General features: G+C 37.9%; 10 protein-coding genes. 5 read left to right on the forward strand and 5 right to left on the reverse strand.

All coding sequences use genetic code 11. The annotated features are described in order from the left end of the window. Positions 1–18 precede the first annotated feature (18 nt). Together Q4489_RS16795 and Q4489_RS16800 are read left to right on the forward strand one after the other, a co-directional pair. A complete protein-coding gene (locus Q4489_RS16795) occupies positions 19–2,046 on the forward strand; it encodes a CapA family protein (RefSeq protein WP_303482665.1) in 2,028 nt (675 codons plus the stop codon). Positions 2,047–2,084: 38 nt separating this feature from the next. Then, the gene (locus Q4489_RS16800) at positions 2,085–2,531 is read left to right on the forward strand and encodes an ArgR family transcriptional regulator (protein WP_303482666.1); all 447 of its coding nucleotides are present in this window, start codon (positions 2,085–2,087) and stop codon (positions 2,529–2,531) included. Between the two features lie 120 nt (positions 2,532–2,651). Here Q4489_RS16800 and dgcA read toward each other — a convergent pair whose 3' ends face one another. The 4 genes from dgcA to Q4489_RS16820 all read right to left on the reverse strand — a co-directional run bounded on the left by dgcA (position 2,652) and on the right by Q4489_RS16820 (position 7,650). Beyond that, a complete protein-coding gene (gene dgcA, locus Q4489_RS16805; RefSeq protein ID WP_303482668.1) occupies positions 2,652–3,659 on the reverse strand; it encodes an N-acetyl-D-Glu racemase DgcA in 1,008 nt (335 codons plus the stop codon). Between the two features lie 20 nt (positions 3,660–3,679). Then, positions 3,680–4,684: an N-acetyltransferase DgcN gene (gene dgcN / locus Q4489_RS16810; protein ID WP_303482670.1), complete on the reverse strand. Its 1,005-nt coding sequence runs from the start codon at positions 4,682–4,684 to the stop codon at positions 3,680–3,682. A 338-nt stretch (positions 4,685–5,022) separates the two neighbouring features. Then, on the reverse strand, positions 5,023–5,907 hold the full coding sequence (locus tag Q4489_RS16815) for a LysR family transcriptional regulator (RefSeq protein ID WP_303482672.1): 885 nt from the start codon (positions 5,905–5,907) through the stop codon (positions 5,023–5,025). 21 nt (positions 5,908–5,928) lie between these two features. Next, on the reverse strand, positions 5,929–7,650 hold the full coding sequence (locus Q4489_RS16820) for a Na+/H+ antiporter NhaC family protein (RefSeq protein WP_303482676.1): 1,722 nt from the start codon (positions 7,648–7,650) through the stop codon (positions 5,929–5,931). Positions 7,651–7,964: 314 nt separating this feature from the next. Here Q4489_RS16820 and Q4489_RS16825 point away from each other — a divergent pair, with 314 nt between their 5' ends. The 3 genes from Q4489_RS16825 to Q4489_RS16835 all read left to right on the forward strand — a co-directional run bounded on the left by Q4489_RS16825 (position 7,965) and on the right by Q4489_RS16835 (position 13,798). Then, positions 7,965–10,970 (forward strand): TonB-dependent receptor, encoded by a 3,006-nt coding sequence (locus Q4489_RS16825; protein WP_303482678.1) that lies wholly within the window; start codon positions 7,965–7,967, stop codon positions 10,968–10,970. A 97-nt stretch (positions 10,971–11,067) separates the two neighbouring features. Continuing rightward, on the forward strand, positions 11,068–12,219 hold the full coding sequence (locus tag Q4489_RS16830) for a M14 family metallopeptidase (protein ID WP_303482681.1): 1,152 nt from the start codon (positions 11,068–11,070) through the stop codon (positions 12,217–12,219). Next, complete coding sequence (locus Q4489_RS16835; protein WP_303482684.1) at positions 12,209–13,798, forward strand: amidohydrolase family protein; 1,590 nt, start codon at positions 12,209–12,211, stop codon at positions 13,796–13,798. The genes Q4489_RS16830 and Q4489_RS16835 overlap by 11 nt, the downstream gene beginning before the upstream one ends. Positions 13,799–13,888: 90 nt before the next feature. Here the strand turns inward: Q4489_RS16835 and Q4489_RS16840 are convergent, their stop codons facing one another. Then, positions 13,889–14,062: a hypothetical protein gene (locus tag Q4489_RS16840; RefSeq protein ID WP_303482687.1), complete on the reverse strand. Its 174-nt coding sequence runs from the start codon at positions 14,060–14,062 to the stop codon at positions 13,889–13,891. Positions 14,063–14,236: the final 174 nt, after the last annotated feature.

Below are 14,236 nucleotides of genomic sequence, written 5' to 3' on the forward strand. Positions count from 1 at the left end.
GGTACTTTAAGGATAACTATGCAATATATATTACTTTCAATTACTCTCTGGTTTTCTTTCGTCGGGTTTACATCAGCCAACGAAACACTGATTAAAGCAAGTGTTTTAGATGAGCAAAACAATCCAATCAAAAATGCAACAATACACTTCAATGGTAATGAGCTAAAAAGCTCTGCTAACGGTTACTTTGAATTTGTTGCACCTAAAAATAAACAAACAACCTTAAAAATATCAAAGAATAATTACTACGATAGAGTACATACCTTTAACCATACCGAACTACACGACATAAAAGAAAAACGCTTACCATTTGTACTTGTAGCGAAAAAAAACAAGCGAATTATGTTAGCCTTTGGCGGTGATACAATGATGGCAAGGAGATATTATAAGCCACACTTTGATCACCCCGTCCTCATCAAGGATGAAAGTCAGCTTGAAGATAGCAAAGCAATCCTATCACATGTAAAGCCTTATCTTGAGATAGCTGATTTAGCTATTGTTAATTTAGAAAGCCAAATAGCACATAATGAACCTAAAGAACGTGCCAAGAAATTCGTAACTTTTTATTCAAAACCCAAAATGGTAGAAGCCTTAAAATGGGCTGGTATTGATTATGTTACCTTAGGGAATAATCACACGTACGATTACCTCGATGAAGGGTTAAATTCTACGTTATTAGCCTTAAATAAGGCTAACCTCCCCTTTTCAGGTGCGGGATTAACAGAGGAAGATGCATTAGCTCCTTATCTGACAGAAATAAACCATTCAAATTTTGCAATGTTAGGTTATGTCGGTTGGCAGGGCTCATCTAAAATTAAACAAACCGCAAATGCCAGCCAAGGTGGAGCAGCATTTGGTTCGATGGAAAATATCGTTAATTCAGTAAAAAGTGCCGCAGATTCAAACCATTTTCCAATAGTACAATACCACGGTAGTTTAGAGTACACATCTGAACCAACGGGTGTCACTGAACAGCGATTAAAATCAGCAATAGATAATGGTGCGGTATTGGCGATAGCTCATCATCCACATGTCACACAAGGTATTGAATTATATAATAATCGACTGATTGCTTACTCTATGGGTAACTTTGTGTTTGATCAATACTTTAGTTCAACACAACAAAGTTACCTACTGTATGTTTGGTTAGATAATGACAAACTGCATCGTGCAGAAATAGTGCCATTGTACATCAAGGGTTACAGGCCTACTCCTGCTGTGGGTAATGAACGTAACTCAATCTTAAAACGTGTAAGTGCTTTATCAGCAAAAAGAAACACCCTTGTTGAAAATTTTCTAGGTCATGGGGTTATACAACCGCAAAGTAATAATCAACCTGGTGAAACACTCCTCTCATTAGATATTTCAAAAGACAGCGTACACGCGTTAACAACAGATTGGCAAAAAACAATTCATCAGGTAAAAACACCAAATGAGCAAATTCAATACCGACTAGGAAGCAATTTGATCAATGGCAGTAGTTTTGACTCTTTTGATTGGTTTTCCACAGAAGATCTCGGTTTTTCTTTTGATAAAGATAATACATCTCTTACCTCGCCGGGCTACAAGAGCCCTCATGCTTTATCGCTAAAGGTAAAAAATCAAACTATGTTTGGAATGAAGTACTTTAGACGCGTATATAAAGCAAGTAATCCTGTAACCTTTAAAACTCATTTAAAAGCAAAAGAAAATATTACCGTGAATGTTTATTGGCAAGGTCGCAAATCAAGGCAGAAATTATTTGATGCTTTTGAGAATAGTCCAAAACATCTAATTAGCTCCTTAAAACTGATGTCTAAAGATGAATGGCAGAAAATAGAGGTTGATTTTAATTCGCCCAGAATAGGCTACCGAAGCTATCGTGTGCTTATTGAAGTAGAGGCCAAAGATTCACACGTTTTATTAGATAATTTTTCACTTATTGAATGGCAATCTGCTTTTCAAATAGGCGAAATACCAAATGACTTCAATAATGAAACACGAATAGCAACTCATATTGGATTTAATCAAACGTCTAATACTCCCGTTGAAATAGCATTCAAATAGTGTCTCATACTCACCTAAATAAAATAGATAACAGCTTAATGAAAACCTTTCGTAAGCTGTTATCAGATCATCACTATAACTCACAACAATCGTTAATTGATGCCTTAGCAAAACATGGTTTTTGTGATATTTCACAGGCTAAGATTTCTCGCATGCTATCTAAAGTAGGCGCGATTAAAATACGTAATGAAAAAAACGTGATGGTGTATCAACTGCCAAGTGAATTGAATACCCCTAAAACTAAACAATCAATAAATTCCATGGTGTTAAAAATCACACACAATCAATTTCACATCGTGGTAAAAACAATTATTGGCGGCGGCAGTGTTATTGCACGTATTCTTGACACTATGGAAGAATCACTTGGTGTGCTTGCCACCATTGCAGATGATAATACCGTATTGGTGATCCCATCATCTGTAGAGAAAATCGATCAGATCTTGCTCAATATTATCGAACAGCTAGAGATTAGCGAATATCATTAACGCTAAAATATCAATAAAAAAAGCCCTGCAAGCAGGGCCATGCAATCGCATGTTTTCTAGGTAACTCCAATGTATTCAATATGTTGAATAAAATAAGGATGTCGAGCGTTTCAAACTAGATTAATCAGCGTAATTTTGATCTGAGACGCCTCCCCAGAGTCTATAATCTAACGAGCTCATTTCGCCCTGTGAGAAGCTAAATCCATATTTTCTGTCGCGAGCCACAAGCAATGGTCCATCCAAATCAACAAATTTTGCCTCTTTCGTTAATAAAAACGCTGGCGCCATGGCTAGCGAAGATCCAACCATGCAACCAATCATAATATCAAAGCCCAAGGCCAGTGCTTCATTTTTCAACAGTAGTGCTTCGGTCAAACCACCGGTTTTATCAAGTTTAATGTTGATAGCATCGTAACGGCCCTGTAAATAAGACAAGTCTTTACGAGTATGACAAGACTCGTCAGCACACAAAGCAACAGGTAAGTTTAAACCAAGCAGCTCTTGATCTTGGCCTACAGGCAAAGGTTGTTCAATTAACACCACATTAAGAGTAGATAATATGCCAGCTGTGTCAGTTAACTGTTCAATCGTCCAGCCTTCATTGGCATCAACAATAAAATGGCTACGGGGTGATGCTTGATGAATTGCTCGCATTTTTTCAACAATACCCTCAGCATCTAATTTCACTTTAATTAACGGTGGATGCTCAAGCATTGTCGCCGCCTTTGCCATATTATCTGGTGTATCGATACTTAAGGTTTGCGCTGTAACACAAGAAGGTGCAGGTGCTATTTGTAACAACTGCTCCACAGAGCTTTTTTTTAGCTTAGCTTTTAAGTCCCAGTACGCACAATCAACTGCATTTTTTGCCGCTCCTGGCGCCATTGCTAACAGCACTTCATCTAACGACAAACCTTCTGATAGCTTCTGTTTTACATAATTAAGCTGATTAATGACAAACCCAACATCTTCTTGATAACGTTTATAAGGTACTGATTCAGCTCTTCCGATTTTTCCGCCACAAGATAGGCTAACTTCAATAACATTCGCTTCTGTTTTTGCGCCACGCGCAATACGAAATACTTGCGCTAAAGGGAAAGAAACTTGTTGGTATGATAATGTGATCATTCCTTTATTACCTATGACTGTTAAAGGTTTATTAATGTGTTAACAATTGCATCGGTTCCATCTCGAACAGGATCAACACACGGTAAAGAAAACTCTTCTGAGAGTCTTTTACAATAAGTTTTACCTTCTTCAACGCTAACACTTGAGGTGTTAACAGCAATGCCAACAACCTTAACATTGGGGTTGGTTAATCTTGCGGCAGTTAGGTTTAACTCAATCGTTGCTGCAATACTTGGGAAAGCAGTATGCGGTAAGCCGCGCATATGTGTTCTATTTAATGCATGGCAAATCACTAACGCATCAGGTTGCGAGCCATGTAACAACCCGATACTAACACCTGCAAAGGCAGGATGTGACAATGAACCTTGCCCTTCTATAATATCCCAATGGTTTTCTTGGTTATTTGGCGATAAAGTTTCTGTAGCGCCTGAAATAAAATCAGAAACAATACAGTCGATAGCGACACCTTGACCAGCAATAAGAATTCCACATTGACCCGTAGCTCTAAAGTCAACATCAACACCTTGAGATTTCATTGATTTTTCAAGACTCAAGGAAGTGTACATTTTACCCACCGAACAATCAGTTCCTACGGTGAGCAGTCTCTTACCCGAACGTTTAATACCCGAGCCTGTTTTAAAATTAGCGTTGGGGTGCCTAATATCAAATAATTGTTGATTATGCTTTTGTGCAACAGCAACAAGCTCAGGAATATCTGTAAGCTTATCATGTAGTCCACTCACCACATCCATACCAAGCTCAAGCGCTTTAATAATGTATGTATGCCATTTAGGCGCTAACACTCCACCGCTGTTTGCAAAACCAAGTACAAAGGTTTTTGCACCTTTGCTAGCCGCTTCTTCTATAGTGGTTTCATTTAATCCTGTTGTAACTGTACAACCATCAACGCTCATTTCCCCAATACAAAGCTCTGGACGCCAATCAGCAGCACCACGAGCCATTTTAATCGAAAGATCATCAGTGGCATCACCAATAAAAAGCAGATAAGGAGCAATAATTTGCATAATAAAATACCTAAAATACGCTGAAAACATTCAACTATGATTAATGTTTAACAGCTTATAAGTATCGAAATTAATTTGGAAATACTATGACTTGGCGCAGGTATAGCTTTAGGTTATACCCAAAAACCGACGCAATCTTATTAAGATTAGAATAGCTAATTTAATCGTCACAAAAGGAGTCGTGATAACTTAAGAAGTTTTAAGGGGTTAAAATAAAGAAGGTTTAATACAATACTACTGTTAAGAGCTGGCGATAATATCTTCTTAAACAAAGTGGCCAGCTCTTATTATACGTAAACAGACTGTAGTTAAGTGATGTGCTTATCCGTTTGTTAATGTTACTTCGGCTCAAGCTGAGCAGTAAAAAATGGAATAAAGTCGTCAGCAACTCGAGATAAACTGCGCCCTTCAAGGTGCAGCAAACTCACATTGAATGATAATTGCGGCTCGAACGACGCATACCCTATTTCATCAGACATATTCCCCATAGCAGTGTATTTATCAACGACACAAACACCAGTGCCTTTGGCAACCATTCGTGCTGCAATAAAATAAGTATGCACTTTAATTGTTGACTGAAGGGTCACATCTTCTTCCATTATACGTTTCCATAATAGATCACCTAACGGACCACTATCACTAATATCGATAAAAGTATGCTCAGCAAGTTGTGTTAAAGATAATGAAGACGGACGATCAGGAAACAATGTCTTGGGATACATAACCACAAGCTCAGAACACGCACATTTTTGAGAGGTAATTCCTGCGAGCGTTGGCGGTGAAAATAACATCGCAAAGTCACACTTATGTTCAAACAATGCTTTAGTTACCTCATCGTTATGTACGGTCTGTATGGTAAAGTTAACCTTAGGGTGCATGGCCTGAAACTCAGTAATTGCACTGGGTAATATATCAAAACCTAACGCTGGAGTTACCCCGATACTGATGTTACCAAAGTCGGTTTTTTTTATATTTTCAGCCGTATTTCTGATTGAACGCATTTGCTGATAAATCTTATCTACTTCTCCGAATAATAATTCAGCTTCATTTGTAGGGATCAAACGCCCTTTTACCCGTTCAAATAAATTAAAGCCAAGCTGCATTTCAGCGTGGGATAATACTTTACTCACCGATGGTTGAGATACATGTAAAATTTTAGCGGCGTTAGTGATAGAGCCGGTAGTATAAATTGCATGAAAAATTTCAATATGCCTAAGTCTCATGATTCACCTATGTTCAAAGAGTTACGCGAAAATTAACACGCAAGCAGTCCACAATGCTGCCGCCAGTGACGCTGCAAATGTTGCTGGGACTATTTGAGATTTAACGTGATCCATTAAATCACAACCTGTTGTCATCGAACTTAAAATAGTTGTGTCAGAAATGGGCGAACATTGATCGCCGTATATGCTGCCATTTAAAACGGTTGCAAAACAAATCATCATAAACAGCTCAGGGTTCGCTAGCATTTGAGTTTCACCTATGGCCCAAGCAAGCGGCATTGCTAATGGAAATGCAATGGCATAAGTACCCCAACTAGTGCCTGTTGAAAAGGCAATTATCATGGTAATTAATTGCAAGGTTATTGGCAGTAACCAATAAGGTAATTGTTCACCAAGTAATGATACAAGATATAAACCGCCGCCTATTTCTTTACTTATAAAGCCAATGATCACCGCAAGCATCAAAATAACCGACGCAACCACAACACCTTTTAATCCATTACCAAAGCCATCAATAACATTCATCAATGACATACCCTTAGCTAACGCCATTAAAACCGATAATATTAAAGCAGCCCCAAACGCCCAGTTCACCTTCGGAGAACCCATAAAAATGAAAGTAAGAATAGCAGTTAAGATTAAGGTAACTAAAGGTAGAATAAACTCTAAATAATGTGAGTGATAACCTTTAGGAACATCACAGGTTTGTAATTCTTTCGCGCTTAGCGGTTTAGCTCCTGGCGCATCTAACTGTCCAGTGGTATTAGCCCTAACATGCGCTTCTTTAATTCGTCTACCAGAAAAAGTCGTAATGTTTAAACTTAACAGTAATGTGCCAAGCACGGCAAAAATGCCATAAAAACTAAAGGGAACACTACTAAAGAAGAACGCGATTCTATCAGCTTCTGTCGCTAGGAAGCTTACACCAGGAACAAAAATCAACGCTTGCACATAAGCTGGCCAAGCATTAAAAGCCAATACCGCGGCAATAGGCGAAGCGGTTGAGTCAACAATGTAGCTCATTTCTTCATGGCTGACTTTTGCTTTATCTGCCAACGGCCGTACGGTAGTCCCGACAAGCACGGTGCTCATTGTTCCCCCTTGGAACAATAAAACCCCAAGGATCCAAGACACCACTTTTGCAGAGCGCTGACCTCGAACAAACTTTTCAGTCATCATATTTGCAAACGCCTGCGCTGCACCCGTTTTTGACCAAATACCAAGTAAACCACCAAGCAACCACAAGTACAAAAGTAATAAAGCTGCAGTACCTTGTTGAGCAAGGTTTGGAATGATCACACTGTCAGTAATATCGTACTCCCCTAACATCAACGCACCACTAACAATCCCAGAAAACAACGCAGTTAAAGGCTCACGAGTAATTAAACACAATGTGATTGTAAGAAAGGCAGGCAATAATGACCATAAACCAAAATGAAATGCCGGTTTTAATTGCTGTAGTTGTCCGTCACTTTTTTCAACCCACTGTTGTGTTAATGTTGGTACGTCAACCTTATTAAGGTTGCTTTGGTTAAGTGGTGATGAATCGTAAGAGACTACATCAGAAATAACAATTTCCTCGCCTTTATATTTATAGGCAGGCTTGCCACCATCCGTTTGATAAATATCATAAATATATGATTGTTCAAGCCATGTTTTATCTACATACAGGTTCACATATTGTGCAAAACATAGCCCGACCACCAAGATAAAAAAGGCCATTACATTTTTGTTTATTGTCATAATTCAATCTTATTTTTTTAAAAGGCATATAAAAGAAGTACATAAAAGTCCAAACCGTTGTCGTCCTATTTGTCTCACAAATGTCCCATCATTTTGTGTACTTAAGACACTAAGTTCGCGCTTTATTTTTAACTCTAACAGGATATTTCACTACCGTATTTTAGTTAATTATGAATCACCTATAACCTAAGGTTATAGGTAATGTATCAAGAGTCAATTGTTTCTATTGCAAATTTTCATCATGGTAAAGGTGAAAATAATAAAACAGTGAAATAAACTGCATCTTAACGCTATTTTGGGAAAACGGTGAAAATATGAAACAGAAAAAAGCAAAAAGTAATCATAGGTTATCACACCTTAGTTTATGTTTAGTGGCTGCGCTTGCGCCACAGCTAGCTCATTCACAAGAAGTATCAACACAAGAAGCAAGTGATAAAGATCTTGAACAAATTACCGTTGTTGGTACGCAAATTCGAGGTGGTGCTATCAGTGAGGCTTTGGCTGTATCAGTATTAAATGCTGAAGATATCGAAAATTTAGGGATTGATTCTGGAGACGAATTAATGAGTATGATCCCTGAAAACGGCCAAAACTTTTTTAGTGAAGCTGAAAACATCGCTGGCGGTATTAATTCCGCAAGGGGTGATGTTGGTGCATTTAACCTACGTAATATGGGGACCGGTAATACATTAGTATTGTTAAATGGTCGTCGCTTAGTGAATTCTGCTTCATATCAAACCGAAGAAGTTGGTGGTAGCTTTGTACCCGTTAACTCTGTTAATTCAAACGTTATTCCTGTTGTAGGCCTTAAACAAGTCGAAGTTTTGCGTGATGGAGCATCTGCAATATATGGAGCTGATGCCGTTGCCGGGGTTGTGAATCATGTGCTCAAATCAAATTTTGAAGGATTAACGATTAGAGCTAAAGGCTTAGAATATGACAATTTCAGTAGAGGTAGTCGGAAAATAACTATCGAAGCGGGTAAAAACTTTAATGACGGTAAAACAAACGTAAGTACGTTTTTAAATTTTTATGATAGAGACCGTATCAATTCGCAAGATGATGAACGTTGGTCAAATTCTGATTTTCGAGACCGTATACCTGAAAACTCCCCTTGGTTTGGCGACACACGGTTTAGAAATGACAGCATCAACTCAAATTACGGTCAATTTGATATTCTACCTAACAATGAAGGTCAGTTAGATGATAATAATCTCGTTGACTCCAGTGGTGAATTTGAAGTTTATCCTATTGGTGATCCTCGCTGTGTAGGCGGTTATCAACTAAATGCCACTACATGTGCCGCAGAAGATGGTCAAGGCACTTATAGATATAACTTAAATGAAGATAGAGACTTACGTTCTGATTTAGAGCGCTATAATGCGTTTGTGTTCATCAACCATGAGTTTGATAATAACGTTGAAAGTTTCACTGAACTATCCTATTACAAATCTAAAACTAGCATGAATCGCCAACCTTCTGCCGCCTTTTCCAGTTCAAAATTAAGGGTGTCAGCGCAAAATTATTACAATCCATTCGGTGCTATAGGCTCAGCAAATCGTTTACCTGAAGAAATTACAGGTGATTTCTCAGATGAAGGGTTTGACCTAGTCATGGATTATTATCGTTTTGCAGAAGTACCACGTATTGTGGATAACGATGGTGAAACTTACCGCTTTTTACAAGGTTTCAGAGGTATGATTGGCGATTGGGATTGGGAAAGTGCTGTTTCTTATTCTAAAGCAGAAAAAGAAGATATTACACGTAACCGCATTTCAAATACCCTCATTCAAGAAGCATTAAATGATCCAACTGAAGCTGCTTATAACCCTTTCTCAGGGGGCGTAAACTCAAATATTGAACGTGCCCTTATTGATGTTACTCGGCTAAGTGAAACAGAGCTAACAACCTTTGATATAAAGTTCTCAAATGCTGATTTATTTGAACTTCCTGCGGGTATGGTTGCCTTTGTAGCAGGTTTTGAATGGCGTGAGGAGAGCTTTAAAGATGACAGAGATGATCGTCTAGACGGTACTATTAATTTTACTGATTGGGAAGGCGACACCTATCCTTATGTTTCTGATGTAGTTAATTCAAGCCCTACCCCTGATAACGAAGGAAAACGCCAAGTAAGTTCATTGTTTACCGAATTTCAAATCCCAGTACTTGATAATTTAGATGTACAGGCTGCACTTCGCTATGAAAACTTCGATGACATTGATGAAAGTACCACGGTTGGTAAAGTAGCTTTTGGTTGGCGTCCACTTGAGCAATTTTTAGTACGAGGCTCTTGGTCAGAAGCTTTCCGTGCGCCTAACCTTGTTACCGTAAACGAAGAAATTGTATCTCGTACAAACTCCCGCACAGATTGGGTTTGTCAGTATGCTGCTGATTTTGGCGGTGATCCTGAAGAAGAAACATTAGACTGTACTAACTCTATACAACGTACGGCTGAAGGTAGCGATCAGTTATCGCCAGAAAAATCAGAAAATACATCGTTAGGTTTCGTTTGGACCCCTACATCAAACTTTACGGTTACTTTAGATTATTGGCAAATTGATAAAAAAGATACCATTGGTTTATTTGGTGAAGAAAACCATACATTGTTAGATCTTGTATATCATTTGAATGCAGGTAATGGTAATTGTGATAGTGCAGCCTTTAATAGCGCAATAGAACGCCAAGAATTAGATGCAGATGAAGAGGTTTACTTCCAAAATGCTGGCATCTGTCCTGCTGGGGCAATTAAATATGTTAATGATCAGTACGCCAATTTAGATAAGCGTACAATTAAAGGTCACGACTTAGGCGTTTATTATAATATTGATACCAAATATGGTACTTTTGATATCAAATATAATGGCGCATTTTTAGACAAATATGAGCAAGATGCTGGTGGATTAGCAAAAGTATTGGTTGATGCAAATGCTACAGGTCTTCTGCCTGCTAGTTATCCCGTTGATGGCTTTGCTGATTTAATTGGTAAAGATGGTAATCAAGACGAACGACACTCAGCAAAATTCCGTTGGTATAACGAACAATGGGGATTCTCTCTCAACATGTTTAAAATTGGCAGTTTTTACCAAAGCTCCTTAACCTTAGATGATGGAACAAAATATATTATTCCATCGATGACAAAATATAATGCAAGTGTTGATTATAAATTTAGTTTCAAAGGTTTAGATTCTCGAGTTAGATTTGGGGTAAACAACTTAACAGATGAACGTGCACCATTAGCAGATAGATACTTCGGTTATTTTTCTGACGCGCATAATGATTATGGTAGAAGCTTTTACGCCGAGTTAAGAACTTCTTTTTAAGCATGCTAGCTCGCGGAATTAACATTAACATGTTTATTCCGCGATTAGCTCAAATCCTTTTCTTCCGACTTTTTAAGTACAACATTTAAGGGTCAATATGATTCGCATAGCCTTTACACTACTCTTGTTATTTTTCACCGTGTCTACTTTCGCATGTGATTTAGGAGACATTAAAATCCACACTGACTTTTCAGGAGCAACCTCTAAGGAGTTAATCGCATCTTGCAGCACAAATAAAAGCAACGATAGAATAACAATAGAGCTACAGCCTGAAAATACTCCTATCAACAATAGCCCTTGGTATGCTTTTAAGCTATCAAGCGCAATTGAAAAAAACATAACAATCGAATTAAAAGTGAAAGATGGTTCACATCGTTATTCACCTAAACTCAGTTATAACGGTAAGCAATGGCAACCCATTGCTTATAAAAAAACACCTGAACGACTGCGCATGAACGTCACAATCAGTAAGCAACCCATCTGGATTTCTGCACAAGAACTCATCACTAATGACGATTATATTCATTGGGGAAAAGCACTTGAAAAAAAAGCGCATATCACTCATTCAATCATTGGCCATTCGGTCAATGAACACCCTTTGTATAAAATAGAATCATCATCAGCCAACATAAAAAAGTGGTTAATAGTGCTAGGGAGGCAACATCCACCTGAAATTACCGGCGCACTTGCACTGTTTCCATTTTCAACAAATTTACTTTCAAACAGTGAACTAGCGCGGGTTTTCCGTGCTCACTATAATATTTTAATCATCCCGAATATGAACCCTGACGGGGTTTCTCTTGGATATTGGCGCCATAACGCCAATGGTGTTGATTTGAATAGAGATTGGAAAAATTTTAAACAACCTGAAGTCTCTGTTGTGCATAAGATACTTTCACAAATTGTTGATCGGGGCGAAGAAATTTCCATGGCTGTTGACTTCCATTCCACACATAAAGATATATTCTATACCATGCCGACAGATTACGGGATAAGACAACCTTATTTAGTGAGTAACTGGCTTAACGCCTTAGATAAGAAACATCCAAACTTTAACGTTATTCAAAAGCCAGGAAACAATCCAAATAAAGGCGTCTTCAAACAATATATCGCAGACATGTATAACGTTCATGCCATCACATATGAAATGGGTGATCACACTGATAGAAAATTTATACGAAAGCTCGCAATTGATGCATCTAATACCTTAATGCAAACTATGTTAAAAGATAATAAACATGAAAATTAATCTTCTTAAAAAATATCCAATCGCTTTACTGTCAATATGTATTTTAAGCGGATGTAAAACGTTAAAGTCCGAGAACATTACTGCTGATTATCTAATTACAAATGGAAAAGTCTTCATTGGCAATAACGTTGATGCACAAGATCTAGATGTCGCAATATGTCAGTCAACTATTTGTGCAGTTTCAAAGCCCGGCGAAATGCAAATTAAGGCAACACGCACTATCAATGCGAATGGTTTAATTGTCAGTCCGGGTTTCATTGATCCACATACCCATACTTTAGACGAACTATTAAGTGTAGATAAAAACGCAAATGTTAATTACCTCACACAAGGAGTTACAACGGTAATTAACGGTAACGATGGAGGCGGACCAACCGATATAAATGCCCTAGCCAAAAAACTTACTACTAACGGTATAGGAACAAACGTAGCTTTATATGTTGGACACAATAGCGTTAGAAATCAAGTCATGGGACGTGAAAACCGTTTTGCTACTACAGATGAAATAGCACAAATGAAAACTATCGTAGAACAAGCCATGCAAGACGGTGCCTTAGGCCTCTCTTCTGGCTTGTATTACGTGCCTGGTAGTTACGCCTCAACGGAAGAAGTTGTTGCCTTAACAGCAGTTGTAGGAAGGTATAGTGGTGTTTACGATACGCACCTACGAGATGAGAGCACATTTAACATCGGCTTTTTGAACGCATTAAGTGAAGCAATTAATATCGCTAAGCAAGCCGATACACACTTACATTTAGCTCATATTAAAGCACTTGGTGTTGACGTTTGGGGGCAAAGTATACAAGCTATTGATCAAATAGAAGCTGCACAAAAAGCTGGCGTTAGCATTTCTGCAGATCAGTACCCTTGGCTTGCTTCGGGCACAAAGTTGCATAGCGCAATTATGCCAAAATGGGCCATGGCAGATTCAAAAGCTGCATTTTATCAACGACTCAACGATCCAAAATTAACCTCGAAACTTACAGCGGAAATCGCAGAAAACATAAGAAAACGAGGAGGCGCTAATTCATTGCTAATCACTGCCTTTTCTGACCAATCATTAGTTGGTAAAACCCTTGAACAACTCGCGAGTGAACTTAATCTTTCTCCTGAACTAGCGGCAATGGAACTTGTACAAAGAGGAGATATTCGTATTGCCTCTTTTAATATGTCAGCTAATGATTTAGAGAACTTTATCACGAAACCTTGGGTGGTTACGTCATCAGATGGCACAAACGGCCATCCAAGAAAATACGCAAGTTTTCCAAAGAAATACCAAACTTATGTGAAACAACAAAAAAAATTATCGTTAAAAACATTTATTACTCAAAGTTCATCTAAAACAGCACATTACTTGAATATTACCGATAGAGGTATGATCAAAGAAGGGCTAGCCGCAGATATTATCATCTGGGATGAAAATGATTATGCCCCTAAAGCAAACTTCTCAGAGTGGAATAAACATTCAGTAGGTATACAAACAGTATTTGTTAACGGACAGATTGTTATAGAGCAAGGTAAATATAACAATAAACTTGCCGGTAATTTTGTAAAAAGACAATTAAAAAACAATAATTAACCCTTTATTACTTTATTGATAAAAGCATCTTTTAATACGTAAACTACACATTAAAAGGTGTTTTTTATTTTATGAGTAAACGAAAGTTTGTTAATTATACCCAAGTACATAATGCGGAGTAATGGCTTCGTAATCTTCAAATTTGGGCATATTATTCGAAGGCTCGTATAACTTTTGTGCTTCTTCTGTTCCGTTGACAGGTAACGATATCGTGTTATTTGATTCTGCTTTTTGATCATTATTCATGTTTAGTTGATGGTTCATATTCATTACTCCTCATTGCTTGATATACGCACTATGCACGAATAAAATAAAAAGAAACATGAACCATTTTTAGGCCATAAATAACGTAAGGTTATACTAACTAGAGCGTGTTGATCTTTGCTGTTTAAGTTTTGTTCAAGGTAAACGCCTTCTGATCGCGGCACTTGGATTCTT

This window comes from Thalassotalea sp. 1_MG-2023, assembly GCF_030546745.1.
Taxonomy (GTDB): domain Bacteria; phylum Pseudomonadota; class Gammaproteobacteria; order Enterobacterales; family Alteromonadaceae; genus Thalassotalea_C.

Coding starts and splice junctions, on each gene's coding strand:
- Q4489_RS16820 (WP_303482676.1), bottom strand. CDS start 7,650: ATGACAATAAACAAAAATGTAATGGCCTTTTTTATCTTGGTGGTCGGG.
- Q4489_RS16825 (WP_303482678.1), top strand. CDS start 7,965: ATGAAACAGAAAAAAGCAAAAAGTAATCATAGGTTATCACACCTTAGT.
- dgcN (WP_303482670.1), bottom strand. CDS start 4,684: ATGCAAATTATTGCTCCTTATCTGCTTTTTATTGGTGATGCCACTGAT.
- Q4489_RS16830 (WP_303482681.1), top strand. CDS start 11,068: ATGATTCGCATAGCCTTTACACTACTCTTGTTATTTTTCACCGTGTCT.
- Q4489_RS16840 (WP_303482687.1), bottom strand. CDS start 14,062: ATGAACCATCAACTAAACATGAATAATGATCAAAAAGCAGAATCAAAT.
- Q4489_RS16835 (WP_303482684.1), top strand. CDS start 12,209: ATGAAAATTAATCTTCTTAAAAAATATCCAATCGCTTTACTGTCAATA.
- Q4489_RS16815 (WP_303482672.1), bottom strand. CDS start 5,907: ATGAGACTTAGGCATATTGAAATTTTTCATGCAATTTATACTACCGGC.
- Q4489_RS16800 (WP_303482666.1), top strand. CDS start 2,085: ATGAAAACCTTTCGTAAGCTGTTATCAGATCATCACTATAACTCACAA.
- dgcA (WP_303482668.1), bottom strand. CDS start 3,659: ATGATCACATTATCATACCAACAAGTTTCTTTCCCTTTAGCGCAAGTA.
- Q4489_RS16795 (WP_303482665.1), top strand. CDS start 19: ATGCAATATATATTACTTTCAATTACTCTCTGGTTTTCTTTCGTCGGG.